Origin of the sequence: Pseudomonas sp. 2822-15 (assembly GCF_002742515.1) — a bacterium.
GTDB lineage: Bacteria > Pseudomonadota > Gammaproteobacteria > Pseudomonadales > Pseudomonadaceae > Aquipseudomonas > Aquipseudomonas salomonii.
Genome location: NZ_LJRY01000377.1, coordinates 40,408 through 65,167, shown reverse-complemented (window position 1 = coordinate 65,167; position 24,760 = coordinate 40,408). Strand labels below are relative to the sequence as shown.

The window sequence follows — 24,760 nt, the reverse complement described above, 5'->3', positions numbered from 1 at the left end:
GTGCGCCACTTTACCATATAGGTTCACCCGCGTGGTTCGCAGGCGCCAGGTCCGCCTGTCGCAGGCCCGGCGGTTTGGTAAGCCTGTATTAGGGTAACGCTTCGCGCCAGAAGCGCCGTTGACTGCGCGCAACGACCGGTGCGCTGAAACCGCCCAGTTGCACACGCACCGCACCTTGCTCGGCGCTGTCGTAGACGCGGCTGCCCAGCGCCTGGTAACGCGCCGTCACTTGACGGTGAGGATGCCCGAAGGCGTTGCCACGACCACGGGAAATCAGCACCGACTTGGGCGCAAGCTGCTGTAAAAACGCCCAGGACGAGGAACTGCGGCTGCCATGGTGCGGCGCTTGCAGCCAATCGGTCGGCACCGCCAAGGGCGAAGCGAGGAAGGCGTTTTCGGCCGCCTCATCAATATCGCCCGTCAGTAGCAGCCGCTCGCCACGGGCCTGTACCTGCAAGACGCAGGATTTCGGATTGCTGCTGGTGGCGCCAGGCCATTGCCATAACTCGAATGACACGCCATCCCACTCCCAGCGCTCGCCACTGTTACAGGGTTGGGCCGCGAGAGAGGCCGGCAGCCCTTCGGTCTCTCCGCCGATAACCCGCCCGACGGGCAGCACACGGGCAACCGCTGCGGCACCGCCGGCATGGTCAGCGTGGGCGTGGCTGATGACCATCGCATCCAACGCCGCCACCCCAAGCTTTTGCAGGGATGGCAGCACCACGCGCGCGCCCAGGTCAACCGCCCCCGAGCGCGGGCCTGCGTCGTAGAGCATGGCGTGATGGCGCGTGCGCAGGATCACCGCCAGCCCCTGGCCGATATCCAATTGCACCACCTCCACCTGCCCGTGCGGAACCAAGGTCTTAGGTGGAACAACCGCCAACAACAGCATCGGCCAGCCGAGCAGCCGCAATGGCACGCCTTTGGGCAAGAGTAATAGCACCGCGCCCGCGACGCTGATCAACCAATAACCCAACGGCACGTCGGCGGGCACCCACGCTGCGCGCACCCCGGCCAGCAGCGCCAAGCCTGTGAACAGGCCATCCAATGCGCCACCGGCCAACCACAACACGCCCTCTCCTACCCACGGCACCGCCAACAGTGCGGTGCCCAGCAGTGCCAACGGCAGCACCACCAGGCTGATCCACGGCACGGCAAACAGATTGGCCACCGGCGCGCTGAGGCTGATGGGCAACCCCAGCACCAGCAACACCGGAAACAAACCAATGGCGATCAGCCATTGGGGACGGGTCCACGCCTGCCAGACGCTCCACGCGCCCAAACGCCCGCTGAATGCCAGCACCAGCACGGCCACGGCGGCAAACGACAACCAGAACCCCGGTTGCAAACTGGCCAGCGGTTCCAGCACCAGCACGGCATTGAACGCCAGTAATAACGGCCACCACACACCCAAGTGGCGAAACCGCAATCGCCACAGCAGCACCAACCCGACCATCACGCAGGCCCGTTGCACCGGCACACCGAAACCCGCCAGCAGGCCATACCCCAGCGCGGCAGTAAATGCCAGGCCGCAGGCCCACGGCAGCCAGGGCAAGGCGCGGGGCCAGCAGCCGTAGCGCGCCAGCCCGGCCACCAGCGCGTAGATCAAACCGGCCAGCAAGCCAATGTGCTGGCCGGAAATCACCAGCAGGTGCACCGTGCCGGTGTCCTGCAACACCCGCCAATCCTCGGTTGCCAACCCCGAGCCGTCGCCGAGCACCAAGGCCGCCAGCCCCGCCTCGCGGCCCTGAGCATCCACCGCCAGCAGGCGTTGGCGGACGCTGTCACGCCAGGCATGGCGAGCCGGCGCCAGGCGCTGGCCGTCTTTCACCGAACCGGTGGCGCCGATGCGCTGGGCCAGCAGCCAGGCCTCGTAGTCAAACCCCTGGAAATTGAGCAGGCCGGCCGGCCGCTTGAGCGTGACCGCCAGCCGCCAGCGCTCGCCACTGTTAACCGGCGGGCCGCCGTGCCAGGACAGCCGGATACGGTTGGGCAGCCGGGCCTTGCGTGACCGGCTGTCGGTCAATTCGAAGCGCACGCCGGTGCCGGTGGTTTGCGGTAACCCGATGACGCGCCCTTCAAGCCAGCGAGTCTGACCGTCCAGATCCGGCCTTAGCCGGTCGTCCAACGCCCCTTGCGCACTCATGCACGCCCAGCTCACGCCCAACAGCAAAAATGCCAGCGGATAAGTACGAAACGGCAGCAGCATCAAGGCTATTACCAACATGGCCAGCAGCCAGGCGGTAGTTGGCAGTGCGGGTAAAAATCGCAGCGACAATAAGCCCATTCCGAACGCGAACATCCCTGTTCTCATGAATCATCCTTTTCCAGTGATCCACTAGTCTTAGTCGGATACTTCCCGCGGCCTCTGATGTTTTGTCACAAAGTCTGAATTTTCTGTTTATAGAATGCGGGCATACTTGCCCCTCGAACTGACCTGGACCCCTTATGCCCCGGCGCTTATTCAAACGGTACATGCCCGACCCCACGAGTATCCGGGAACACAAGTCCTTACGATTTCTCGGCACGTTGCTGCATGACCCCAACCTCTGGCACCTGAACCGCCATTCCGTCGCGCGCGCCATGGCAGTGGGCCTGTTCGCCGCGTTTATTCCGATTCCATTGCAGATGTTATTGGCGGCGGTCCTGGCGATCGCCGTGCGCGGGAATATGCCGATTGCTGTGAGCCTGGTATGGCTGACCAACCCAATCACCATGCCGGTGGTGTTCTTCTGCACCTACCTGACCGGCGCGTGGCTGATGAACACGCCGCCGCGCAGCCTGCCCGACAACCTGACCTGGGAGTGGATCAGCAGCCAGCTGGGCACGCTGTGGCAGCCGTTCCTGTTGGGTTCGGTGGTGTGCGGGTTGGTATTGGCCGCGCTGGCCTATTGCCTGACGATGGGCTACTGGCGCTGGTGGGTCGCGCACCAGTGGAAGAAGCGCAAACAACGACGTGGCTGACGGTTAGCGCGCCGGCAGCCGCAGGTGCACGCACAAACCCTGCGCGGTGTTTTGCGCCCACAACGTCCCGCCCTGGCGCTGTACGGCATTGCGGGCGATGCTCAAGCCCAGACCAAAACCGCCATCACCCGGCCGAGAGCCTTCGAGGCGGGTGAACGGCGCAAAGATACGTTCCACGTCCTGCTCATCAATACCGCCGCCCTGGTCTTGCAGCCAGATATGCCACTCATCGCCCTCGCGGCAGCCATCCAGTGTCACCCGCCCCTGGGCGGGCGAATGCCGGATGGCATTGCGCAGGATATTTTCCAGGGCCTGGGCCAACGCATTCAGGTTGCCGCGCACCCAGCAGTCGGCGGGTAACAGGCACGGCAAACGCGCTGCTGGCCAATCACTTTCATAACAGGCGTTTTCCCGCAGCATGTCCCACAAGGCCTGAAGCTGGATGGCTTCCTCGGGTAACGGCGTTCGCTCGCTGTCCAGCCAGGCCAGTTGCAGGCTGTCTTCCACCAGGCGCTGCATGGCGTCGATCTCGCGGCCCAGGCGCTCGCGCAACTGCGCTAGATCCTGCTCACTGTCACAGGCCACGCGCAAGCGGCTCAACGGCGTGCGCAATTCATGGGACATGTCCCGCAATAACTGTTGCTGCAACTCCACCGTGCCCTGCAAACGCTCGGACATGTGGTCGAAGGCGCGGCCCAGCTCCCCCAGTTCATCCTGGCGGCTGGTGGCCTCGCGGGACATGCGCGTATTCAATTGATCGGCGCGCCAGGCGTTGGCCTGCTCGCGCAACTGGTTCAAAGGCATGATCAGCAGCCGATAAAGCCCCACGCACAGCAGCAAGGTAAACAGGCCGGGGATCACGCCGTTGGTCACCACGCGCCACAACACCTGATAGCGCCCCGGCATAAAGCGCTGGGGCAACTCGATCACCAGCGAGCCGGCGCCAGGGTCGACCGGGAATGGGATTTTCACCCAGGGCAGGCCTTTGACGTGCCGGCTGACCGGCCACTCCAGCCCGCGCAGAAAGGTCAGGCGCTGGCTTTCCTTGTCGCTCAGCGGCATGTTGCTCAGCGACTGCAAGTCGTTGCCGATCACCCCGATCCAGGTGGATTCGCGCGTGCCCATCAGTTGCAACCAGGCGTCCACGCCAGCACTGCCCTGGGTACTCCAGGCCAATTCCGCGCCTGCGGCATAGCCGCGCAGAATCTCGCGGGACTCCTCGGCCACATAGGCGCTCTGCTCTTCCATGTAGCGGCCCCAGGACCAACTGAGCCAGATCATCAGCAAACAGAAGGCGATCAGCAGGCAGGCGAGCTTCCAGAATAACGAGTGCCGGCCGGGCAGCCGCTCAAAGCCCTTCATCATGACCGCTCAGCACATAACCCTTGCCCCACACCGTGCGCACTTCGCGCTCGCTGTAGCCGATGGCCTTGAGTTTGCGGCGGATCTGGCTGATATGCATGTCCAGGCTGCGGTCGTGGGGCGCATAACCGCGCTGCAACACATGCTGGTAAAGGAAGGCTTTGCTGAGCACTTCATCGGCGCTACGGTGCAAGGTCTCGAGCAGGCGGTACTCGCTGCGCGTCAGCCCGGCCGAGTGTTCTTGAAAGAACACGTCGTACAGTTCATCGTCAAAACGCAGGCTGCGTGCATCGTCGCGTGCCGGTAAACGCAGCGGCAACGGCCGCCGGTCCAGGGCCACGCGGCGCAGGATGGCTTCGATGCGCACGCGCAGTTCGACCATGCTGAACGGCTTGGGCAGGTAATCGTCCGCGCCCAGGCGAAAACCGCTGATGCGATCGGCTTCGGCGCCCAGCGCAGACATGAGGATGACCGGCGTCGCATGGTGCTGGCGCAAATGGGTAAGAATCGACAAACCGTCCATGCCCGGCAGCAGGATGTCCATCAACACCACGTCGAACGCCTGGTCACGTGCCATCTGCAGGCCCTGTTGGCCGTTCTGGCACCAGGTGACCTGGAAGCCGCAGCGGCCCAGGTGCTCATGCACATAGGCGCCCAATACCGGGTCGTCTTCAATGGTCAGGATACTGGGTAGGCCAACTGCGGGATTCATTAGCGTCTGCAAGTCATTCTCAATGACTGATTATTCAAGATTAAACGGTGACAGGCAATCGCCACCCGGCCGCCGATGGCGCAAAAATTGCGCTCGGAGATTAACGTCGGAGATTGACCCGATCATTAATTTGCGAGGTTCCACACCGCGCAAATGGCTACACTGCGCAGGTGGCGTGGGCCGGATGCCCGCGCAGCTCATCGAAAACAGTGTGGTAGCAGGAGAGTGGCGTGCTTAGAAGAATGGGGATAAAAGGCCGCGTACTGTTGCTGACCTTATTACCGACCAGCCTGATGGCCCTGTTGTTGGGGGGCTATTTCACCTGGATGCAGCTGTCGGAGTTGCAGACCCAATTGCTGCAACGCGGCGAAATGATCGCCGAGCAATTGGCGCCGCTGGTGGCCCCGGCGTTGAGCAGTAAGAACACCGACTTGCTCGAACGCATCGCCACCCAGTCGCTGGAGCAACCGGATGTGCGCGCGGTGTCGTTCCTCGCACCGGACCGCTCGTCCCTGGCCCACGCCGGCCCGACCATGCTTAACCTCGCTCCGGTCGGCAACAGTTCGCACCTGCTGCAGCGCAGCGGCAATGACGCCACGCGCTACCTGCTGCCGGTGTTTGGCCGCCATCGCAACCTCGCTGGCGAATTGATCCCTGACGAGTCCGACCGCCTGCTGGGTTGGGTCGAAGTGGAGCTGTCGCACAATGGCATGTTGCTGCGCGGTTATCGCAGCCTGTTTGCCAGCCTGCTGCTGATCGCCATCGGCCTGATCTGTACGGCTGCCCTGGCCTTGCGCATCAGCCGCACGATCAACTCGCCCATCGGCCAGATCAAGCAAGCCGTGGCCCAACTCAAGGACGGCAACCTCGAAACCCGCCTGCCACCCTTGGGCAGCCAGGAACTGGACCAATTGGCCTCGGGCATCAACCGCATGGCCGAAACCCTGCAAAATGCCCAGGAAGAGCTGCAACACAGCATCGATCAGGCCACCGAAGACGTGCGCCAGAACCTGGAAACCATCGAGATCCAGAACATCGAGCTGGACCTGGCGCGCAAGGAGGCCCTGGAGGCCAGCCGGATCAAGTCGGAGTTCCTGGCCAACATGAGCCATGAAATCCGCACGCCGCTCAACGGCATCCTGGGTTTCACTCACCTGCTGCAAAAAAGCGAGCTGTCGCCGCGCCAGCTGGATTACCTGGGCACCATCGAAAAATCCGCCGACAACCTGCTGGGCATCATCAACGAGATCCTCGACTTCTCGAAAATCGAAGCCGGCAAGCTGGTCCTCGACAGTGTGCCCTTCAACCTGCGCGACCTGCTGCAAGACACCCTGACCATCCTCGCCCCCGCCGCCCATGCCAAACAGCTCGAGCTGGTGAGCCTGGTGTACCGCGACACGCCGCTGGCGCTGGTGGGCGACCCGTTGCGGCTCAAGCAGATCCTCACCAACCTGATCAGCAATGCGATCAAGTTCACCCGCGAAGGCACTATCGTTGCCCGCGCGATGGTCGAGGACGAACAGGAAGACAGCGTGCAACTGCGCATCAGTGTGCAAGACACCGGCATAGGCCTGTCGAACCAGGACGTGCGTGCGCTGTTCCAGGCCTTCAGCCAGGCCGACAACTCGCTGTCGCGCCAACCCGGCGGCACCGGCCTGGGCCTGGTGATTTCCAAACGGCTGATCGAGCAGATGGGCGGCGAGATCGGCGTCGACAGCACACCGGGCGAAGGCTCGGAGTTCTGGATCAGCCTGAGCCTGCCCAAGACCCGCGACGACGCCGAAGACCTGCCCTCCGCGCCGCTGCTCGGGCGTCGTGTGGCCGTGCTGGAAAACCACGAGCTGGCGCGCCAGGCCTTGCAACACCAACTGGAAGATTGCGGCCTGCAAGTGACACCGTTCAATACCCTGGAAAGCCTCACCAACGGCATCACCAGCGCGCACCAGACCGAACAGGCCATTGACCTGGCGGTGCTCGGGGTCACCGCCAATGATATTCCGCCCGAACGCCTCAACCAGCATCTATGGGACCTGGAACACCTGGGCTGCAAGGTGCTGGTGCTGTGCCCGACCACCGAACAGATGCTGTTCAACCAATCGGTGCCCAACCCCAACAGCCAGTTGCAGGCCAAACCTGCGTGCACGCGCAAACTGCGCCGCGCACTGGCCGATTTGATCAGCCCGCGCCCATTGCGCAGCGAACCCGGCGAACCGCTGTCCAGCCGGGCACCGCGCGTACTCTGCGTGGACGACAACCCGGCCAACCTGTTGCTGGTGCAAACGTTGCTCGAAGACATGGGCGCCAAGGTGCATGCGGTCGAAAGCGGTTACGCGGCCATCGACGCGGTAAAGCAGGAAACCTTCGATCTGGTGCTGATGGACGTACAAATGCCCGGCATGGACGGGCGCCAAAGCACCGAGGCGATCCGCCAGTGGGAAAGCGAGCGGCACGGCACGCCGCTGCCGGTGGTCGCGCTCACCGCCCACGCCATGGCCAACGAAAAACGCGCACTGCTGCAAAGCGGTATGGACGACTACCTGACCAAACCCATCAGCGAGCGGCAGTTGGCCCAAGTGGTGCTGAAGTGGACCGGCCTGGCCCTGCGCAATCAAGGACCGGAGCGCGCGACTGACGGTTTGGCACCCGGCGTGCAACTGCTGGTACTCGATCATGAGGAAGGCCTGCGCCTGGCAGCCAACAAAGCCGACCTGGCCGCCGACATGCTTGCGATGCTGCTGGCTTCGCTGGAAGCCGATCGCCTGGCGATCACCGCCGCCCGTGAAGCCAAAGACAACAATGCCCTGATCGAACGCGTGCACCGCCTGCATGGCGCCACCCGCTACTGCGGCGTGCCGCAATTGCGCGCCGCCTGCCAGCGCGCGGAAACCTTGCTCAAGCAAGACGACGCCAAGGCCGTTGCCGCGCTGGATGAACTGGACATGGCGATTGCGCGGCTGGCCAGTGAAGCGCGGGTCAGCGCCTGAATCCTGTCCAGGCTTGTGTTGAGCTGGCTTGTGTGGGAGCTGGCTTGCCTGCGATAGCATCAACGCGGTGAACAGGCAGACCCAGTTGCCCGCATCGCAGGCAAGCCAGCTCCCACAAAAAGCCCGGCGCCCACATCGGCAAACGTAAAATTCAGTGATTGCAGGGAGCATTTTTAATGCGCGTCATTCTTTTCAGCAGCCAGACCTACGACCGCGACAGTTTTCTCGGTGAGCCATTGCCGGCAGGTGTCGAGCTGCAATTCCAGCCGGCCCGCCTGAACCTCGACACCGTGGCCCTGGCCGAACACCACGAAGTGGTCTGCGCCTTTATCAACGATGACCTCAGCGCGCCAGTGCTGGAACACCTGGCCGCCGGCGGCACGCGCCTGATTGCCTTGCGCTCGGCCGGTTACAACCATGTCGACCTGGCCGCCGCCCAGCGCCTGGGCCTGAATGTCGTGCGCGTACCCGCCTACTCGCCCCACGCGGTGGCAGAGCATGCCGTTGCGCTGATCCTGGCCCTCAACCGTCGCCTGCATCGCGCCTATAACCGCACCCGCGACGGCGATTTCAGCCTGCACGGGCTCACCGGTTTCGATCTGGTCGGCAAAACCGTCGGCGTGGTCGGCACCGGGCAGATCGGCGCCACCTTTGCCAGGATCATGGCCGGGTTCGGCTGCCAGTTGCTCGCCTGCGACCCGTTCCCCACTCCGCAGGTCCAGGCCCTGGGTGCCCGCTATGTAGACCTGCCAGAGCTATTGGCCCAGGCACAGATCATCAGCCTGCACTGCCCGCTGACCGCCGACAGCAAACACCTGATCAACGCCCGCTCCCTGGCACAGATGCAGCCTGGCGCCATGCTGATCAACACCGGACGCGGTGGCCTGGTGGATACGCCAGCCCTGATCGAAGCCCTCAAGAACGGCCAACTCGGCTACCTGGGCCTGGATGTGTATGAGGAAGAGGCCCAGTTGTTTTTCGAGGATCGCTCCGACCTGCCGCTGCAAGACGACGTACTCGCACGCCTGCTGACCTTCCCTAACGTGATCATCACCGCCCACCAGGCGTTCCTGACCCGTGAAGCGCTGGCGGCAATCGCAGCCACCACGCTGGCCAACATTGCCGCGTGGGCCGATGGCCAGCCGCAGAACCTGGTGCAAGGTTGATCAGCGGTCATATACCAGGCCCATGATAGGCCGGCACCCGTGATAGGATGCCGCGCCTATTTGGAGGATCCATGGCCGAACACGATTTCCGCTTCAGCTTGCTGAGCCCGCAACACACCCTGATCGAATGCCGCGCCCTGGTGCCGGGCCGTTACCAGGTCACCGGCAACGGTGGTTCGATCAAGCATGGCGACGTCTTGATCGTCACCCTGCGCGGCAGTAAAACCCTGTCGATGCGCCTGACCGTCGAAGGTGACGCGCGCTATTCCATCCGCCCGGCGGGCCAGTGGGTCGCGATGGCCCTGGGGCCGAAATTCGGCGAGCTGGAAATCCACACTTGGAAGGTCAACTGCGACAGCTGCGACAGCGTGCTGGAGTTTGAATTCGCCGTGGAAACCAAGCTGACCAAAGAGCCACTACCACCGGCCGCCAATGCGCGCATCAAGGAGCTGGGCTGGGCCAGCGAAGGCGACAAGCACCGTTGCCCGAAATGCCAGCAGGCTGCGCAATGAAAGGCCTGCTGCTCGCCGCCCTCGGTGTGGCCCTGACGGGCTGCGCCGCTGACGCGGTCAAGCTCAAGCAAGACCACAGCTACGTGGTGGAGTGGATTGGTGAGCGGCCATTGATGGATTACGCGCACCTGACCGTCACCCTCGGCGCCGATGGCCGCGCCTACGGCAATGGCGGCTGCAACCACTGGTTTGCGCCGTACACCGTCGAAGGCCGGACACTCAGTTTCGGCAAGATCGGCAGCACTCGCAAACTCTGCGCCGAAGCCTTGATGGAGCAGGAGCAGCGCTTCTTCCAGGCCCTGCAAGGCGTGCAGCGCTGGGATATCTCACCGATCGAGCAGACCCGCTTCTGGCCGGCTGAAGGCAAGCCGATTCGCCTGTGGCTGGAAGAAGGCTGATCCTAAGTCAGACTGGATCGGCTTTTCTGTGGGAGCTGGCTTGCCTGCGATAGCATCACCGCGGTGTACCTGATACAACCACGCCAGCCGCATCGCAGGCAAGCCAGCTCCCACAGGTTTAACCACGCAAGGCTTTGAGCTTGGCCAACACACCTTCCGCCGTCTGTTCCCCCATCAACTGTTCACGCACCTTGCCCTTGTCATCAATGATGTAGGTCACCGGCAGCGCCTCGCTGCGTGGAATATCGAAAATCTCTTCCGGGTTCTGCGCCAGCACGGTGAACTTGATCCCCAGCTTCTCGCTGGCGGCCTTGAGCTCCTCACCCTGTACGTTGTCGAAATTGACCCCGAACACGCCCACATTCTGGCCTTTCAGCTGTTCGGCCAAGGCATTCAGTTCCGGAATTTCCGTGCGGCACGGGCCACACCATTCGGCCCAGTAGTTGACCACCACCCATTGTTTGTCCAGGCGTTCGGCCGCCACTTTCCTGCCATATTGGTCAACGCCGTAATCGTTACCGCAGCCGCTGAGCAGCAGGGTTGTGATGATCGCCAATGCACCGATCAGTCGCCTAGTCATGGGGTAATCCTTCGCAAAAAAATGAACGTTGGCTGCGACCTATCGCCTCTTACGGTTTAAGGACGGGTCGCCGCGCAGGTAGAATACCCGCCACCTTACGCAAGATGCGACCCGCACATGACCGATCTGACGCTTTATCACAACCCGCGCTGCTCGAAATCGCGCGGTGCGCTCGAGCTGCTGGAAGCCCGCGGCCTGACCCCGACCGTGGTGCGCTACCTCGAAACCCCGCTGGACGCCGCGCAACTCAAGGCCTTGCTCGGCAAGCTGAACATCAGCGCGCGCCAATTGCTGCGCACCGGCGAAGATGAATACAAAACCCTCAACCTGGCCGACGCCAGCCTCAGCGAAGCGCAGTTGATTGCCGCGATTGCCGAGCACCCGAAGCTGATGGAACGCCCGATCCTGGCAACCGCCGACAAAGCCATCATCGGCCGCCCACCGGAAAACGTGCTGGAGTTGCTGCCGTGACCGCGCCCTATGTGCTGGTGCTGTATTACAGCCGCAATGGCTCGGTCAGCGAAATGGCTCGGCAGATTGCCCGCGGCATCGAGCAAGGCGGCCTCGAAGCCCGCCTGCGCACCGTACCGGCGATTTCCACCGAGTGTGAAGCCGTGGCGCCGAGCATTCCGGACGAGGGCGCGTTGTATGCAAGCCTGGATGATCTGAAGAATTGCTCCGGCCTGGCCTTGGGCAGCCCGACGCGCTTTGGCAACATGGCCGCGCCGCTCAAGTACTTCCTCGATGGCACCAGCAACCTGTGGCTCACCGGCGCACTCGTGGGCAAACCGGCTGGCGTGTTCACCTCCACCGCCAGCCTGCACGGCGGCCAGGAAACCACGCTGATGTCGATGCTGCTGCCGCTGCTGCACCACGGCATGCTGATCACCGGCCTGCCCTACAGCGAACAGGCCTTGCTGGACACCCAGGGCGGCGGCACGCCGTATGGCGCCAGCCATCATTCCGGGCCGGACGGCAAACGCATGCTCGATCAACACGAAATCACCCTGTGCCGCGCCCTCGGCCTGCGCCTGGCCACCACCGCCATGCTGCTGAAGAACGGCCGTGGCCAGAAAGCCTAAGGTCCTGCCGCCCCAGGCGTGGCTGGAACCACGGGTCAGGGCGGCACGCGTACTGAGCCTGTTGGCTTTTTCAGGGCTGGTGGCCTTGCTGTGCGTGTATTACCTGTTCATCGCCGACCTGCACGGCGCACGCCCGTGGGTGATCCTGCTGATCGAGCTGGTGCCGCTGCTGGTGCTGGCGCCGGGCATGCTATTGGGCAGCGCGCGCGGGCATTCGTGGATGTGCTTTGTGGTGAACCTGTATTTCATCAAGGGCGCACTGGCGTCGTATGACCCGAACCGCCAGTGGTTCGGGGTGCTGGAGATGCTGGCGAGTCTGGCAGTGTTTTGTACCGCGCTGTTGTATGTGCGGTGGCGGCATCAGTTGAATCGGCGGCTGGCTGCAAATTTGCAGCCTGCCTGAAGACCGCTATCGCAGCGATGCGGCGACCCGACAAGCCAGCTCCCACATTTGGAATGCATTCCCCTGTGGGAGCTGGCTTGCCTGCGATAGCCTCACCTCGGTCTCAATGATTCACCGTGTAAGCCAGCATCATCGACAGCTGGCACATCGGCCGCCCACTCTCGGCATGCCATTGGTTAAACGCGCCCTGCACCGTCGCCAAGTCCCGCAGGCTGGTCGGCGCCTTGTCGACGATCTTCTGTGCATTCAAGGCCGCGACCACGTCATCGCTCGGCACAAACGTGTCCTTGCCCACCATGCGCAAAAAGCGCGGCGCCGACAGCCCGCCCAACTGGTGCCCGTGTTTGCTCAGGTACTTCCACAAGCTGACGATATCGGTCACCGGCCAGTCGGCGACAAACGCGCCGAAGCTGCCCTTTTCCTGCTCGATGTCCAGGATCATCTGCGCATTGCGCGGCACACTTTTGAGCTTGCCCAGGTGGCGAATGATGCGCGTGTCCTGCATCAGGCGCTCCAGGTGCTCGGCGCCCATCAGCACGACTTTTTCCGGGTCGAAGCCGAAGAACACCTGCTCGAACGCCGGCCATTTGGCATCCACCACGCTGTGCTTCAAGCCCGCGCGAAATACGCGCAGCGCCAGAGTCGACAGGTAGCGGTCATCACTGATCTTGCGCAATTGCGCCGGGGTCTTGGGTACAGGCAGGTGGGCTTCCAGCTCGGCCGCTGAACCAAAGCGGTTCAGACAATATTCGTGCAGCCACTTGTAATCGCGCATGCCCTCTCCTGGCAGTTGAATGGAAAACGGCGCCCGTAAGCGCCGTCTTTCAGAGCGTTGAAACGTCTTAGAGGTTCACCACATTGACGAAGCGCGACGCGGCGCTTTCGTCGATTTTCAGGCTGGTGAAATCGAACAGGTTGCGGTCGGCCAGCTGTGATGGCTGCACATTCTGCAAACTGCGAAAGATGCTTTCGGTGCGGCCCGGGGTCTTGCGCTCCCAGTCCACCAGCATGTCCTTGACCACCTGGCGCTGCAGGTTTTCCTGGGAGCCGCACAGGTTGCAGGGGATGATCGGGAATTGCTTGAAGTCGGAGTAAGCCTGGATGTCCTTCTCGTTGCAATACGCCAGCGGGCGGATCACCACGTTGCGGCCGTCGTCGGCACGCAGCTTGGGCGGCATGGCCTTGAGCGAGCCGTTGAAGAACATATTGAGAAAGAAGGTCTCAACGATGTCATCGCGATGATGCCCCAGGGCCATCTTGGTCGCGCCGATTTCATCGGCAAAGGTGTAAAGCGTGCCACGACGCAGGCGTGAGCACAGCGAGCAGGTGGTTTTGCCCTCCGGGATCAGCTCCTTGACCACCGAGTAGGTGTCTTTCTCAACGATGTGGTACTCCACGCCCAGTTCTTTGAGGTAGGCCGGCAGCACGTGTTCGGGGAAACCCGGTTGTTTCTGGTCCATGTTGACGGCGACGATCTCGAACCGGATCGGCGCGACCTTTTGCAGGTGCAACAGCACGTCGAGCAGGGTGTAGCTGTCTTTGCCACCGGAGAGGCAGACCATGACCTTGTCGCCGTCCTCAATCATGTTGAAATCGGCGACCGCTTCCCCGGCCAGGCGACGCAGGCGTTTTTGCAGTTTGTTCTGGTTGACCGTAAGAGTGCCCATGGCGCTTGGATCCGCTAGAGGTGTGTGACGAAAAGCGCAGCATTTTACGCAAAAATACTTCAATGGGCGACGCCGATCCAATGTGGGAGCTGGCTTGCCTGCGATGGCGGTGTGTCAGCAACTAATACATCACTGATCCACCGCTATCGCAGCGATGCGGCGACCCGACAAGCCAGCTCCCACAGTAGTAACAGTGGTCACTGACAGACCTCACCGCGATTAGCGCCAATGTTTACAGCGCAATTTGCTCTAAAGCCCTACAGTTTTTCCGGTCATCACTTCCTATACTGCGACGTAAGGTCGCACAACTATCCAGGACCTTATGTGGCCATTTGGCTCGTGGGCGCTCCGATGGGGGGCGATGGTAATAACGACAGGAGTGACTGGCATGATCCATCACGTCGTGGGGCTGTTTACCCATCCCGACCAGGAATGGCGGGAAATTCGTGGCGATAAGGAAGAAAGTATCGGCCACATGTACCTCACTCACACTTTGATTCTCGCGGCGATCCCTGCCGTCTCGGCCTTTATCGGCACCACCCGGGTCGGCTGGGTCATCGGCAATCGCGCCCCGGTCATGTTGACCCAGGAAAGTGCGCTGTGGATGACCCTCATGTCCTACGCGGCGATGCTCGGCGGCGTGGCGGTGATGGGCGCTTTCATCCATTGGATGGCCCGCACCTATGATGCCAGCCCCAGCATGGCGCGCTGCGTCGCGTTTGCCACCTACACCGCGACCCCACTGTTTATCGGCGGGCTGGCGGCGCTCTATCCGCATATGTGGCTGGGGATGGTCGTGGGCACGGCGGCTATCTGTTACACGGTGTACTTGCTGTATGTGGGGCTGCCGACGTTTATGAACATCGACCCGGACGAGGGCTTCCTGTTTTCCAGCTCGGTATTGGCCGTGGGCCTGGTGGTACTGGTGGCAATCATGGCGTTTACCGTGATCGTCTGGGGGCTGGGCGTAGGCCCGATTTACACCAACTAAGCGGATCAACCGCAGGCAAAGCCACCGCAAGGTGGCTTTGTGCGTTATGCATGACCATTCGGCGCCTGACAGATTCGGAAACACCTGCTTTTGCGGCATACTGGACGTCTCTGGAGATATGGTCAGCATGCCCGAGCAACTCAATACCCGCGTCGAAGATTGTTTCCTACAAGCCGAATCCTTTTTTAAACGAAGCTTCAAACGCCCCCAGGTCAGCCTCAAGCTGCGGGGCCAGAAGGCCGGTGTCGCGCATTTGCACGAGAACCTGCTGCGCTTCAACCCCCAGTTGTACCGCGAAAACAGCCAACACTTCCTCAAGCAGACCGTGGCCCATGAGGTGGCGCACCTGATCGCCCACCAATTGTTTGGCGAGCGCATCCAGCCCCATGGTGAGGAATGGCAACTGATCATGCGCGGGGTGTACGAACTGCCGCCGGATCGTTGCCACACCTATGAGATCAAGCGCCGCCAGGTGACCCGGTATATCTACCGTTGCCCCTGTGCCGACAGCGATTTCCCGTTTTCGGCCCAGAGGCATGGGCTGGTGAATCAGGGGCGGCGGTATTTGTGCAGGCGGTGTCGGCACACTTTGGTGTACACAGGGGAAACTCGGGTGGAGTGAGGGCGCTATCGCAGGCAAGCCAGCTCCCACAGGGGAATGCATTCCAAATGTGGGAGCTGGCTTGTCGGGTCGCCGCATCGCTGCGATGACGCCAGATCAGTCACCCAACAACCTTGGCCCGCCGCAACTCGTCTATCCGCTGGGCACTAAACCCCAACTCAGCCAGCACTTCATCACTGTGCGCCCCCACCGCCGCACCAATATGCCGAGGCGCCGGCAACCCCTCGGAAAACTTCAACGGGCAGGCCAGTTGCGTCTGGGTCGAGCCATCACCCCGTGGCACCTGGCTGACCAGCTCCCGCGCCTTCAACTGTGGATGATCCAGCGCTTCACTCAGGCTCAGCACCGGCTCGACACACGCATCCACTCCGGCGAACAACTCACACAGCTCCTCGAAGCTGCGCTTCTCAAACTCGACCTGCAACGCCAGCTTCAGGGCTTTTTGCTGCTCGGGTTTGAGGCTTTGCATGGCCAGTTCCGGCCTTCCCAGCGCGTCGCACAATTGCCGCATAAACGCCGGTTCCAGGCTGCCCACCGACATCCAGCGCCCATCACGCGTGCGGTAATAATCATAGAAACTGCCGCCGTTGAGCACATGGTTCTCCCAATCAGGCTCGACCCCGCAGGCCAGGTAGCCCGCACCGGCCATGGCATTCAGGCTGAACGAGCAGTCGGTCATGCTCACATCCAGGTATTGGCCGACGCCACTGTGCTGGCGGGCAATCACGGCGGCGAGCAAGCCCACCACCGCATGCAGCGAACCACCGCCGACATCCGCCAATTGCACACCCAGCGGCACCGGCCCGCTGTCCCGGCGACCGGTGTAACTGGCCACGCCGGCCAACGCGAGGTAGTTGATATCGTGCCCGGCGCGGTCTTTATAAGGCCCGGTCTGACCGTAACCGGTGATCGACACATAAATCAGCCTGGGGTTGAGCGCTTTCAGCGCCTCATAACCCAGGCCGAGGCGCTCCATCACCCCGGGCCGGAATTGCTCGAGGACAATATCGTAGTCCTTGACCAACTCACGCACGATCTGCAGCGCCTCGGCCTGCTTGAGGTCCAGTGCCAGGCTGCGTTTGTTGCGGTTGAGGTAGGCATGGCTCGCCGAGGTCCCCTGATCATGGGGCGGCAGCACACGCAGCAGGTCCATGCGCGTGGGCGATTCGATACGCAGCACCTCGGCGCCCATGTCCGCCAGCAACAAGGATGCGAACGGGCCAGGCAGCAAGGTGGAAAAATCCAGCACTTTGAGGGACGCCAAGGGACCTGACATGGGGACTCCTTTTTCTTCTTCGAATGGCCACAGCGTAGGCCGGGTCCGGCCCGACCGGCAATCGTCAGAACAATCACCGAGAGTGACCGTTTTGATCACGGCGGGCTTTTTCGCGGCGGCGGCTTTATCATTGGCCCAGGTTTGCTTGCAGAGTGTTCCATGAAGTTTGCGATTGCAGTATTTTCCGCCGCCCATGCGCCCTCCTCGCGCCGCGCCTTGCTGTTCGCCCAGGCAGCGCTGGCCGGTGGGCATGAGATTGTGCGGCTGTTTTTTTATCAGGACGGCGTGTACAGCGCTGCCAATAACATCGTTGCGCCCCAGGATGAGCAAGACATTGCCCGCAAGTGGCGTGAGTTTGTCAGCCAGCATCAACTCGACGGCGTGGTGTGCATCGCCGCCGCCTTGCGCCGTGGCGTACTCAATACTGAGGAAGCCACGCGTTACCAACGCAGCGCGGTGAACCTTGACGCGCCGTGGGCGTTGTCGGGCCTGGGGCAATTGCATGACGCGATCCAGGCTGCCGACCGCCTGATCTGTTTTGGAGGGCCGTGAGATGGCCAAGTCTTTATTGGTGATCAGCCGCCAGGCCCCGTGGTCCGGGCCGAGTGCGCGGGAAGCGCTGGATATCGTATTGGCCGGTGGCGCCTTTGATCTGCCGATGGGTCTGCTGTTTATGGACGATGGCGTGTTCCAGTTGGCAACGCATCAGGACGCCAAGGCTGTACAGCAAAAAGACCTGAGCGCCAACCTGCAGGCGTTGGGCCTGTTCGGCATTGATGAGGTGTTTGCCTGCAGCCACAGCCTTACCGAGCGCAGCCTCGTGACACCTGCCGGCGCGCAGGCGCTGGACAGCGCCGCGATCGCCCAATTGATTGACCGTTATGACCAGGTGATGACCCTCTGATGTCGACTTTGCACGTGGTATCTCACTCCCCGTTTACCGATAGCCGCCTGGCCAGTTGCCTGCGCGTGTGCGGCGCCGAGGACGCCATCCTGCTGTGTGGCGACGGCGCCTACGGCCTGCACAACGCAGCCCTGCAAACCCGTGGCGTGAAGGTCTTTGTCCTGGCCGAAGACATGCAGGCACGCAACCTGCCGCTGCCGGACTGGGCCGACAGCGTCGACTATCCAGGTTTCGTGCAGCTGTCGATCGACTACGACAAGGTCAACACCTGGCTATGAACACCCTGACCGTAGGCGAACGCACGCTTGAGCTGGACAAGGACGGCTACCTCGTCGACCTGAATGACTGGTCCACCGACGTGGCCAATGCCCTGGCCGCCGCCGAACACTTGGTATTGACCGCCGAGCATTGGGAAATCCTCGAACTGCTGCGCGGGTTTTACGCAGAATTTCAGCTGTCCCCGGCCACGCGCCCGCTGATCAAGTACACCGCTTTAAAGCTCGGCCCGGACAAGGGCAACAGCCTGCACCTCAACAAACTCTTCAATGGCACCCCCGCCAAACTTGCCGCCAAGCTGGCGGGCCTGCCCAGGCCGACGAATTGCTTATGACCGACTTTGCCCCGCTGCCCCTTGAAACCCCCGCCGAGCACCCGTTTGCGCAATTCGTGCGCATCCTGGGCAAAGGCAAGCGCGGCGCGCGCAACCTCACCCGTGAGGAAGCCCGCGAAGCCATGGGCATGCTGCTCGACGAAAAAGTCGAAGACACCCAGCTCGGCGCCTTCCTGATGCTGCTGCGTCACAAGGAAGAGAGCCCGGAAGAACTCGCCGGTTTCACCGAAGCCGTGCGCGAACGCCTGAAGGCGCCGGCGCTGAATGTGGACATCGATTGGCCGACCTACGCCGGTAAAAAACGCCACCTGCCGTGGTATCTGTTGGCGGCCAAGTGCCTGGCGCAAAACGGCGTGCGCATCCTGATGCACGGCGGTGGCGCCCATACGGCAGGCCGCTTGTACACCGAGCAATTGCTGCAAGGCCTGCAAATCCCGCTGTGTCGTAATTGGCAACAGGTCCAGACGGCCTTCGAGCAAGGCAACCTGGCGTTTATCCCGCTGGGTGACTGGGCGCCGCAACTGCAACGCATGATCGACTTGCGCAACACCCTGGGCCTGCGCTCACCCATTCATTCCCTGGCGCGCCTGCTCAACCCGCTGAATGCGCGTTGCGGCTTGCAAAGCATTTTCCACCCCGGTTACCAGGGCGTGCACCGCGACGCCAGCGGCCTGCTGGGCGATAACGTGATTGTGGTGAAAGGCGATGGCGGCGAAGTCGAGATCAACCCCGACACCCTCAGCCATTTGTATGGCACCACCGGCGGCCAGAGTTGGGACGAAGAGTGGCCCGCCCTCTCCGCCCAGCGCCACGTCAAACCGGCCAGCCTGGAGCCCGAGCATTTAAAAGCGTTGTGGCGCGGTGACGTCGAGGACAGTTACCCGCAACTGGCGCTGATCGCGACCATGGCCCTGGCCCTGCGCGGCCTCGGCCACTCACGGGAGCAGGCGTTCGAATTGGCCCGGCAATTCTGGGATGCGCGGAATAAATCGATTTAATCGATGATTACCGCCCGGTCTTTGCGCTTTTAGTTCGAACTCAGCCCTTTAGACTGGGCTCCAACGCTTATTAGCCAAGGAGCCAGTCATGGGTTTGCTGATCGAAGGACACTGGAAAGACCAGTGGTACGAAAGTAGCGCAGACGGCGCGTTCCAGCGCGAGCAGGCGCAACGCCGCCACTGGGTGACCGCCGATGGCGAGCCTGGCCCCAGCGGCGACGGCGGTTTCAAGGCCGAAGCCGGTCGTTACCACCTGTACGTGTCCCTGGCTTGCCCGTGGGCCCATCGCACGCTGATCCTGCGCAAACTCAAGGGTTTGGAAAGCTTTATCGACGTGTCCGTGGTCAGTTGGCTGATGCTTGAAAATGGCTGGACCTTCGACAAGGCACACGGCTCGACCGGCGACAAGCTCGACGGTTTCGACTTCATGCACCAGCGTTACACCGCAGACACCGAAAATTACACCGGGCGTGTCACCGTGCCAGTGCTGTGGGACAAAAAGCTCAAGCGCATCGTCAGCAATGAATCGGCGGAGATCATCCGCATGTTCAACAGTGCGTTTAACGGGCTGACCGGCAATACGCTGGATTTCTACCCCGAAGCCCTGCGCTCGACGATCGATACGCTGAACGAGCGCATCTACCCCGCGGTGAACAATGGCGTGTACCGCGCAGGGTTTGCCACCTCGCAGCAGGCGTATGAAAGTGCATTTGATGATGTGTTTGCCGAGCTGGATCGCCTGGAACAGCACTTGGCTGAGCAGCGCTACCTGGCCGGTGAATACCTGACCGAAGCCGATGTGCGGCTGTTCACCACGCTGATTCGCTTTGATGCGGTGTATTACAGCCACTTCAAATGCAACCTGCGGCGGATTGCCGACTATCCGAATTTGTCGAACTGGCTAAGGGAGTTGTATCAGTGGCCGGGCGTGGCCGAGACGGTGGATTTTGCGCATATCAAGGGGCATTACTATGCGAGCCATCGGACGATCAACCCGACCGGAATTGTGCCGAAAGGGCCGTTGCAGAGCTTTGATGCCGAGCATGGTCGGGCGCGGTTGAGCGGCAAAGGTGTCTGGAACTGAGAACATCTTGTGGCGAGGGGGCAAGCTCCCTCGCCACAAGATCAGTGTTAAACCTGGGATTGCGCGCCTTCAAACCACTTGAGCTTCTCGCGCAACACCACCACCTCACCGACGATCACCAGTGTCGGCGCATGCACCTCATGCTCCGCCACCATGCGTGGCAAATCCGCCAGTGTGCCGGTAAACACGCGCTGGTTGGACGTGGTGCCCTGCTGGATCAACGCCGCCGGTGTATCTGCCGCGCGCCCGTGCTTGATCAGTTGCTCGCAGATGATCGGCAAGCCGATCAGGCCCATGTAGAACACCAACGTCTGCGACGGCCCCACGAGGTCATGCCAAGGCAGGTCCGACGTTCCGTTCTTCAAATGCCCGGTGATAAAGCGCACCGACTGCGCATAGTCACGGTGCGTCAGCGGAATCCCGGCATACGCCGCGCAACCGCTGGCCGCCGTGATCCCCGGCACCACCTGGAACGGGATGCCATGGGCCGCCAGTTCCTCGATCTCTTCGCCGCCACGGCCGAAGATGAAGGGATCGCCACCTTTGAGTCGCAACACACGCTTGCCCTGCTTGGCCAAATCCACCAGTTGCTGGTTGATCTGGTCCTGCGGCACGGCATGGTCGGCGCGACGTTTGCCGACGTAGATACGCTCGGCGTCACGGCGGCACAGCTCAAGAATCGCCGGGGCCACCAGGCGGTCATACAGCACCACATCGGCCTGCTGCATCAGGCGCAAGGCACGGAAGGTCAGCAAGTCCGGATCACCCGGGCCCGCACCGACCAAATAGACTTCGCCCGGCGCATACGGCGGCGCGCCATTGACCTTTTCGATCAACAGACGCTCGGCTTCACCACCCTGCCCGGCCAGTTGACGGTCGGCGATCGGGCCCTGGAAAACCTCTTCCCAAAAGGCCCGACGCTGCTGCACATCCGGGTACAAACCTTTGACCTGGGCGCGAAAACGCGCCGCCAAACCGGCCAGTTGGCCATAGGTCGACGGAATCCAGGTTTCCAGCTTGGCGCGGATCAAGCGTGCCAGCACCGGCGCATCGCCGCCGCTGGACACCGCAATCACCAAGGGTGAACGGTCGACAATCGCCGGGAAGATCACGCTGCACAAGGCCGGCGCGTCCACCACATTGACCGGCACACAGCGGCGCTTGGCATCGCTGGACACTTGCGCATTCAGCGGCTCGTCGTCCGTGGCCGCGATAATCAGCACACAGCCGTCAAGGTCTGCCTCCTGATAACCGCGCAGAATCAGGTCCCCGCCACTGCCCAGCACCAGTTCTCGCAACTGGTCTTCGATCTGGGGAGCAACCACCCGCAGCAACGCACCGGCGTCGGCCAGCAGCCGGGATTTGCGCAAGGCAATCTCCCCGCCACCGACGACCAACACACGACTGCCGCGCAGGTTATGAAACAGCGGCAGAAATTCCATTTAGCCGATGACCTCAACGCCGCCCATGTACGGCTTGAGCACTTCCGGCACGCGGATGGAACCGTCGGCCTGCTGGTAGTTTTCCAGCACGGCCACCAGGGTACGGCCTACGGCCAGGCCCGAGCCGTTGAGGGTGTGCACCAGTTCCGGCTTGCCGGTTTCCGGGTTACGGAAACGCGCCTGCATGCGACGGGCCTGGAAATCACCGCAGTTGGAGCACGACGAAATCTCGCGGTACTTGTCCTGGCTCGGCACCCACACTTCGAGGTCGTAGGTTTTCACGGCGCTGAAACCCATGTCGCCAGTGCACAGCGCCAGTACGCGGTACGGCAGCTCCAGCAGTTGCAGGACGCGCTCGGCGTTGGCGGTCAAGCCTTCCAGGGCTTCCATGGAGGTCGACGGTTCTACAACCTGCACCATCTCTACCTTGTCGAACTGGTGCTGACGGATCATGCCGCGCGTGTCACGGCCCGAGGCACCGGCTTCGCTACGGAAGCACGGGCTGTGAGCCACGAACTTGATCGGCAGTTGCTTGGCGTCGAGGATTTCACCGGCGACGATATTGGTCAGCGACACTTCGGCGGTCGGGATCAGGTACAGGTCGGCTTCGCCGTCGCGGCTGATCTTGAACAGGTCTTCTTCGAACTTCGGCAGCTGACTGGTGCCCATCAGCGCCGGCGCCTGCACCAGATACGGCGTGTAAGCTTCTTCGTAGCCGTGTTCAGCGGTGTGCAGGTTGATCATGAACTGCGCCAGGGCACGGTGCATGCGCGCAATCGGGCCGCGCAGCAGAGCAAAGCGTGCGCCGGACATTTTGGCGGCGGTTTCGAAATCCAGGCCGCCGGTCAGTTCGCCCAACGCAACGTGATCCTTGATCTCGAAATCGAAGGCTTTTGGCGTGCCCCAGCGGCGCACTTCGACGTTGCCGTCTTCGTCTTCGCCAATCGGCACGGATTCGTGCGGAATATTCGGGATGCCCAGCAGGATCGAATCCAGCTCGGTCTGAATGCCTTCCAGCTCGACTTTGCCGTCGGACAGCTCGGTGCCCATACGCTCGACATCCGCCATCAACGGCGCAATGTCTTCGCCGCGCTGCTTGGCCTGACCGATGGATTTGGAACGCGCATTACGCTCAGCCTGCAGTGCTTCGGTGCGGGTCTGGACGGTCTTGCGCTGTTCTTCCAGCGCTTCGATGCGCGCAACATCCAAGGCAAAGCCACGGGATGCCAGGCGGTCCGCTACGTCCTGAAGGTTGCTACGTAACAGTTTGGAATCGAGCATGTCGGTCTCTCGTTTATCAAAGTTTGGTCAAGGACAGGCCGGCCCAGGTGGCGAGCAGCCCGCCGAACACGCTGATGCCCAGGTAACCGAAGGCTACCAACGCTTGCCCGCTTTCCAGCAGGCGCACCGTATCCAGTGAAAAGGATGAAAAGGTCGTAAGACCGCCTACAAAGCCGACAATCAAGCCGGCGCGAACCTCAATCGGCACTTCGGGACGCAACAGGAACCAGCCGTACAACAGGCCGATAATCAGGCAACCCACCAGGTTGACCGCCAGGGTCGCCGCATAAAAATGCTTCGGCCAGTTGGCGCTGACCCAAGTGCCGGTGGCGAAACGCAATAATGTACCAGCGATACCCGCGGCGGACACGGCAAGAATGGTCTTGAGCACTACTTTCTCCGTTGTTTTGGGCTGAGACGGTCGAGTTGGGCCAGGTGATTGAGCTTTTCACCGATTTTCAGCTCCAGGCCACGGGGCACCGGCTGATAAAGCGGCAAGGGCTCAAGCTCATCGGGGAAGTAGTCTTCGCCGGCCGCGTAGGCGTCCGGCTCATCGTGGGCATAGCGGTATTCGTCGCCGTAACCCAGTTGTTTCATCAGCTTGGTCGGCGCATTGCGCAGGTGCATCGGCACTTCGAGAGAGCCGTATTCGGCAGCGGCGCGCAGGGCGGATTTGAAGCCCATGTACACCGCGTTGCTTTTTGGCGCGCAGGCCAGGTAGGTGATGGCCTGGGCCACGGCCAACTCGCCTTCCGGGCTGCCGAGGCGCTCCTGCACATCCCAGGCCGCCAGGCACAGGCTCAAGGCACGCGGGTCGGCGTTGCCGATGTCTTCGCTGGCCATGCGCACCACGCGGCGCGCCAGGTACAGCGGGTCGCAGCCGCCGTCGATCATGCGCGCAAACCAGTACAACGCGCCGTCGGGGTTGGAGCCGCGCACCGATTTGTGCAGCGCCGATATCTGGTCGTAGAAGGCTTCGCCGCCCTTGTCGAAGCGGCGGCGCGTGTCGCCAAGCAGGCTTTGCAACAGGTCGACGCCAATCTCGTTGCCGTCTTCGGCCAGGTCCGAGGCGTTCTCCAGCAGGTTCAGAAAGCGCCGGCCATCGCCATCGGCGGCGGCCAGCAGCATCTTGAAGCCTTCTTCGCTGACACTCATCTGGCGCTTGCCCAAGCCTTTATCTTCGCTCAGGGCCCGGTGCAGCAGCTTTTGCATCGCCGCTTCGTCCAGGCTCTTGAGCACATAGACACGCGCTCGCGAGAGCAAAGCGTTGTTGAGTTCAAACGACGGGTTTTCGGTGGTCGCACCAATGAATATCAACGTGCCGTCTTCGACGTACGGCAAGAACGCATCCTGCTGCGACTTGTTGAAGCGATGCACTTCGTCGACAAACAGGATGGTGCGCTTGCCGTATTGCCCGGCTTGCTGCTTGGCAACTTCTACCGCCTGGCGAATCTCTTTGACCCCGGCCAGCACCGCCGAAACCGTTTCGAAGTGCGCATCCGAGACTTTCGCCAGCAGCCGCGCCAGGGTGGTTTTACCCACGCCCGGCGGCCCCCAGAAAATCATCGAGTGCAGCGCCCCCTGCTCCAGGGCTTCGCGCAGAGGCTTGCCGCGAGCGAGCAGGTGTTCTTGCCCGACGTACTCATCCAGATTGGTGGAACGCAAGCGCGCCGCCAGGGGCTGAGCAATCGGGTCACTTCGAAACAAATCCATGGGCAGCGT

27 protein-coding genes are annotated in these 24,760 nt (G+C 62.1%); 16 read left to right on the top strand and 11 right to left on the bottom strand.

Going from position 1 to position 24,760, the window contains the following annotated elements:
* Positions 1-88: 88 nt before the first annotated feature.
* Complete coding sequence (locus AOA59_RS29215) at positions 89-2,314, bottom strand: DNA internalization-related competence protein ComEC/Rec2 (RefSeq protein WP_099489881.1); 2,226 nt, start codon at positions 2,312-2,314, stop codon at positions 89-91.
* Between the two features lie 134 nt (positions 2,315-2,448).
* Between AOA59_RS29215 and AOA59_RS29210 the strand changes: the two genes are divergently transcribed.
* Positions 2,449-2,964 carry a DUF2062 domain-containing protein gene (locus tag AOA59_RS29210; RefSeq protein WP_056861726.1) on the top strand — a complete coding sequence of 172 codons (516 nt, stop codon included), beginning with the start codon at positions 2,449-2,451 and terminating at the stop codon, positions 2,962-2,964.
* Positions 2,965-2,967: 3 nt separating this feature from the next.
* On the opposite strand, the gene AOA59_RS29205 is transcribed toward AOA59_RS29210, so the two are convergent.
* Positions 2,968-4,326: a sensor histidine kinase gene (locus AOA59_RS29205; protein ID WP_069787175.1), complete on the bottom strand. Its 1,359-nt coding sequence runs from the start codon at positions 4,324-4,326 to the stop codon at positions 2,968-2,970.
* Complete coding sequence (locus AOA59_RS29200) at positions 4,313-5,038, bottom strand: response regulator transcription factor (RefSeq protein ID WP_069787174.1); 726 nt, start codon at positions 5,036-5,038, stop codon at positions 4,313-4,315. Before AOA59_RS29200 ends, AOA59_RS29205 begins: the two co-directional genes overlap by 14 nt.
* A 230-nt stretch (positions 5,039-5,268) precedes the next feature.
* On the opposite strand from AOA59_RS29200, the gene AOA59_RS29195 reads away from it, so the two are divergent.
* The 4 genes from AOA59_RS29195 (at position 5,269) to AOA59_RS29180 (ending at position 10,098) form a co-directional block, all read left to right on the top strand.
* On the top strand, positions 5,269-8,022 hold the full coding sequence (locus AOA59_RS29195) for a response regulator (RefSeq protein WP_099489880.1): 2,754 nt from the start codon (positions 5,269-5,271) through the stop codon (positions 8,020-8,022).
* A 176-nt stretch (positions 8,023-8,198) separates the two neighbouring features.
* Positions 8,199-9,188, top strand: coding sequence for a 2-hydroxyacid dehydrogenase (locus tag AOA59_RS29190; RefSeq protein WP_099489879.1), 990 nt, complete (start codon positions 8,199-8,201; stop codon positions 9,186-9,188).
* A gap of 71 nt (positions 9,189-9,259) precedes the next feature.
* Positions 9,260-9,700 carry a hypothetical protein gene (locus AOA59_RS29185; RefSeq protein WP_065930996.1) on the top strand — a complete coding sequence of 147 codons (441 nt, stop codon included), beginning with the start codon at positions 9,260-9,262 and terminating at the stop codon, positions 9,698-9,700.
* Positions 9,697-10,098: an META domain-containing protein gene (locus tag AOA59_RS29180; RefSeq protein WP_058419873.1), complete on the top strand. Its 402-nt coding sequence runs from the start codon at positions 9,697-9,699 to the stop codon at positions 10,096-10,098. Before AOA59_RS29185 ends, AOA59_RS29180 begins: the two co-directional genes overlap by 4 nt.
* A gap of 118 nt (positions 10,099-10,216) precedes the next feature.
* On the opposite strand, the gene AOA59_RS29175 is transcribed toward AOA59_RS29180, so the two are convergent.
* Positions 10,217-10,678: a TlpA disulfide reductase family protein gene (locus AOA59_RS29175; RefSeq protein ID WP_065930997.1), complete on the bottom strand. Its 462-nt coding sequence runs from the start codon at positions 10,676-10,678 to the stop codon at positions 10,217-10,219.
* 117 nt (positions 10,679-10,795) lie between these two features.
* Here AOA59_RS29175 and arsC point away from each other — a divergent pair, with 117 nt between their 5' ends.
* Genes arsC through AOA59_RS29160 form a run of 3 tightly spaced genes read left to right on the top strand, consistent with a single transcriptional unit; the run spans position 10,796 to position 12,163 of the window.
* Positions 10,796-11,149 carry an arsenate reductase (glutaredoxin) gene (arsC, locus tag AOA59_RS29170; protein ID WP_065930998.1) on the top strand — a complete coding sequence of 118 codons (354 nt, stop codon included), beginning with the start codon at positions 10,796-10,798 and terminating at the stop codon, positions 11,147-11,149.
* Positions 11,146-11,760 carry an NAD(P)H:quinone oxidoreductase gene (wrbA, locus tag AOA59_RS29165; protein WP_099489878.1) on the top strand — a complete coding sequence of 205 codons (615 nt, stop codon included), beginning with the start codon at positions 11,146-11,148 and terminating at the stop codon, positions 11,758-11,760. Before arsC ends, wrbA begins: the two co-directional genes overlap by 4 nt.
* Positions 11,744-12,163 (top strand): DUF2069 domain-containing protein, encoded by a 420-nt coding sequence (locus AOA59_RS29160; RefSeq protein ID WP_099489877.1) that lies wholly within the window; start codon positions 11,744-11,746, stop codon positions 12,161-12,163. Before wrbA ends, AOA59_RS29160 begins: the two co-directional genes overlap by 17 nt.
* Positions 12,164-12,266: 103 nt before the next feature.
* Here AOA59_RS29160 and AOA59_RS29155 read toward each other — a convergent pair whose 3' ends face one another.
* Positions 12,267-12,938 carry a DNA-3-methyladenine glycosylase I gene (locus AOA59_RS29155; RefSeq protein ID WP_065930999.1) on the bottom strand — a complete coding sequence of 224 codons (672 nt, stop codon included), beginning with the start codon at positions 12,936-12,938 and terminating at the stop codon, positions 12,267-12,269.
* 67 nt (positions 12,939-13,005) lie between these two features.
* Positions 13,006-13,830, bottom strand: a complete 825-nt coding sequence (gene ttcA / locus AOA59_RS29150; RefSeq protein WP_099489876.1) for a tRNA 2-thiocytidine(32) synthetase TtcA — start codon at positions 13,828-13,830, stop codon at positions 13,006-13,008.
* Between the two features lie 388 nt (positions 13,831-14,218).
* Here ttcA and AOA59_RS29145 point away from each other — a divergent pair, with 388 nt between their 5' ends.
* Positions 14,219-14,821 (top strand): Yip1 family protein, encoded by a 603-nt coding sequence (locus AOA59_RS29145; RefSeq protein ID WP_056861713.1) that lies wholly within the window; start codon positions 14,219-14,221, stop codon positions 14,819-14,821.
* A gap of 127 nt (positions 14,822-14,948) precedes the next feature.
* Entirely contained in the window at positions 14,949-15,443 is a 495-nt protein-coding gene (locus AOA59_RS29140) for a SprT family zinc-dependent metalloprotease (RefSeq protein WP_056861886.1), read from the top strand.
* 100 nt (positions 15,444-15,543) lie between these two features.
* Here AOA59_RS29140 and AOA59_RS29135 read toward each other — a convergent pair whose 3' ends face one another.
* Positions 15,544-16,719 carry a CaiB/BaiF CoA-transferase family protein gene (locus AOA59_RS29135; protein WP_099489875.1) on the bottom strand — a complete coding sequence of 392 codons (1,176 nt, stop codon included), beginning with the start codon at positions 16,717-16,719 and terminating at the stop codon, positions 15,544-15,546.
* Positions 16,720-16,878: 159 nt separating this feature from the next.
* Here AOA59_RS29135 and tusD point away from each other — a divergent pair, with 159 nt between their 5' ends.
* The 6 genes from tusD (at position 16,879) to AOA59_RS29105 (ending at position 20,315) form a co-directional block, all read left to right on the top strand.
* Positions 16,879-17,271 (top strand): sulfurtransferase complex subunit TusD, encoded by a 393-nt coding sequence (tusD, locus tag AOA59_RS29130; RefSeq protein ID WP_056861885.1) that lies wholly within the window; start codon positions 16,879-16,881, stop codon positions 17,269-17,271.
* Position 17,272: 1 nt separating this feature from the next.
* Positions 17,273-17,623, top strand: a complete 351-nt coding sequence (tusC, locus tag AOA59_RS29125; protein WP_065931002.1) for a sulfurtransferase complex subunit TusC — start codon at positions 17,273-17,275, stop codon at positions 17,621-17,623.
* Positions 17,623-17,901 (top strand): sulfurtransferase complex subunit TusB, encoded by a 279-nt coding sequence (gene tusB / locus AOA59_RS29120; protein ID WP_065931003.1) that lies wholly within the window; start codon positions 17,623-17,625, stop codon positions 17,899-17,901. The genes tusC and tusB overlap by 1 nt, the downstream gene beginning before the upstream one ends.
* On the top strand, positions 17,898-18,233 hold the full coding sequence (locus AOA59_RS29115; protein ID WP_099489874.1) for a TusE/DsrC/DsvC family sulfur relay protein: 336 nt from the start codon (positions 17,898-17,900) through the stop codon (positions 18,231-18,233). Before tusB ends, AOA59_RS29115 begins: the two co-directional genes overlap by 4 nt.
* Complete coding sequence (locus tag AOA59_RS29110; protein ID WP_099489873.1) at positions 18,230-19,231, top strand: glycosyl transferase family protein; 1,002 nt, start codon at positions 18,230-18,232, stop codon at positions 19,229-19,231. The genes AOA59_RS29115 and AOA59_RS29110 overlap by 4 nt, the downstream gene beginning before the upstream one ends.
* A gap of 88 nt (positions 19,232-19,319) precedes the next feature.
* The gene (locus AOA59_RS29105; protein WP_099489872.1) at positions 19,320-20,315 is read left to right on the top strand and encodes a glutathione S-transferase family protein; all 996 of its coding nucleotides are present in this window, start codon (positions 19,320-19,322) and stop codon (positions 20,313-20,315) included.
* 47 nt (positions 20,316-20,362) lie between these two features.
* Here AOA59_RS29105 and cysG read toward each other — a convergent pair whose 3' ends face one another.
* The 4 genes from cysG to AOA59_RS29085 are packed head-to-tail and all read right to left on the bottom strand — an operon-like array spanning position 20,363 to position 24,751.
* The gene (cysG, locus tag AOA59_RS29100; protein WP_065931007.1) at positions 20,363-21,757 is read right to left on the bottom strand and encodes a siroheme synthase CysG; all 1,395 of its coding nucleotides are present in this window, start codon (positions 21,755-21,757) and stop codon (positions 20,363-20,365) included.
* A complete protein-coding gene (gene serS / locus AOA59_RS29095; RefSeq protein WP_017137498.1) occupies positions 21,758-23,038 on the bottom strand; it encodes a serine--tRNA ligase in 1,281 nt (426 codons plus the stop codon).
* Between the two features lie 16 nt (positions 23,039-23,054).
* Positions 23,055-23,429: a fluoride efflux transporter CrcB gene (gene crcB, locus AOA59_RS29090; protein WP_017137499.1), complete on the bottom strand. Its 375-nt coding sequence runs from the start codon at positions 23,427-23,429 to the stop codon at positions 23,055-23,057.
* A complete protein-coding gene (locus tag AOA59_RS29085) occupies positions 23,429-24,751 on the bottom strand; it encodes a replication-associated recombination protein A (protein WP_099489871.1) in 1,323 nt (440 codons plus the stop codon). The genes crcB and AOA59_RS29085 overlap by 1 nt, the downstream gene beginning before the upstream one ends.
* Positions 24,752-24,760 lie beyond the last annotated feature (9 nt).

Bases quoted from the DNA above. Each gene is read 5' to 3' on its own strand.
- ttcA (WP_099489876.1), bottom strand. From the start codon at position 13,830: ATGGGCACTCTTACGGTCAACCAGAACAAACTGCAAAAACGCCTGCGT.
- AOA59_RS29185 (WP_065930996.1), top strand. From the start codon at position 9,260: ATGGCCGAACACGATTTCCGCTTCAGCTTGCTGAGCCCGCAACACACC.
- AOA59_RS29200 (WP_069787174.1), bottom strand. From the start codon at position 5,038: ATGAATCCCGCAGTTGGCCTACCCAGTATCCTGACCATTGAAGACGAC.
- AOA59_RS29140 (WP_056861886.1), top strand. From the start codon at position 14,949: ATGCCCGAGCAACTCAATACCCGCGTCGAAGATTGTTTCCTACAAGCC.
- AOA59_RS29105 (WP_099489872.1), top strand. From the start codon at position 19,320: ATGGGTTTGCTGATCGAAGGACACTGGAAAGACCAGTGGTACGAAAGT.
- AOA59_RS29210 (WP_056861726.1), top strand. From the start codon at position 2,449: ATGCCCCGGCGCTTATTCAAACGGTACATGCCCGACCCCACGAGTATC.
- tusC (WP_065931002.1), top strand. From the start codon at position 17,273: ATGGCCAAGTCTTTATTGGTGATCAGCCGCCAGGCCCCGTGGTCCGGG.
- AOA59_RS29145 (WP_056861713.1), top strand. From the start codon at position 14,219: ATGATCCATCACGTCGTGGGGCTGTTTACCCATCCCGACCAGGAATGG.
- AOA59_RS29180 (WP_058419873.1), top strand. From the start codon at position 9,697: ATGAAAGGCCTGCTGCTCGCCGCCCTCGGTGTGGCCCTGACGGGCTGC.
- AOA59_RS29110 (WP_099489873.1), top strand. From the start codon at position 18,230: ATGACCGACTTTGCCCCGCTGCCCCTTGAAACCCCCGCCGAGCACCCG.
- AOA59_RS29135 (WP_099489875.1), bottom strand. From the start codon at position 16,719: ATGTCAGGTCCCTTGGCGTCCCTCAAAGTGCTGGATTTTTCCACCTTG.
- tusB (WP_065931003.1), top strand. From the start codon at position 17,623: ATGTCGACTTTGCACGTGGTATCTCACTCCCCGTTTACCGATAGCCGC.
- arsC (WP_065930998.1), top strand. From the start codon at position 10,796: ATGACCGATCTGACGCTTTATCACAACCCGCGCTGCTCGAAATCGCGC.
- AOA59_RS29155 (WP_065930999.1), bottom strand. From the start codon at position 12,938: ATGCGCGATTACAAGTGGCTGCACGAATATTGTCTGAACCGCTTTGGT.
- AOA59_RS29085 (WP_099489871.1), bottom strand. From the start codon at position 24,751: ATGGATTTGTTTCGAAGTGACCCGATTGCTCAGCCCCTGGCGGCGCGC.
- cysG (WP_065931007.1), bottom strand. From the start codon at position 21,757: ATGGAATTTCTGCCGCTGTTTCATAACCTGCGCGGCAGTCGTGTGTTG.
- AOA59_RS29205 (WP_069787175.1), bottom strand. From the start codon at position 4,326: ATGAAGGGCTTTGAGCGGCTGCCCGGCCGGCACTCGTTATTCTGGAAG.
- AOA59_RS29190 (WP_099489879.1), top strand. From the start codon at position 8,199: ATGCGCGTCATTCTTTTCAGCAGCCAGACCTACGACCGCGACAGTTTT.
- serS (WP_017137498.1), bottom strand. From the start codon at position 23,038: ATGCTCGATTCCAAACTGTTACGTAGCAACCTTCAGGACGTAGCGGAC.
- AOA59_RS29175 (WP_065930997.1), bottom strand. From the start codon at position 10,678: ATGACTAGGCGACTGATCGGTGCATTGGCGATCATCACAACCCTGCTG.
- tusD (WP_056861885.1), top strand. From the start codon at position 16,879: ATGAAGTTTGCGATTGCAGTATTTTCCGCCGCCCATGCGCCCTCCTCG.
- AOA59_RS29115 (WP_099489874.1), top strand. From the start codon at position 17,898: ATGAACACCCTGACCGTAGGCGAACGCACGCTTGAGCTGGACAAGGAC.
- AOA59_RS29215 (WP_099489881.1), bottom strand. From the start codon at position 2,314: ATGAGAACAGGGATGTTCGCGTTCGGAATGGGCTTATTGTCGCTGCGA.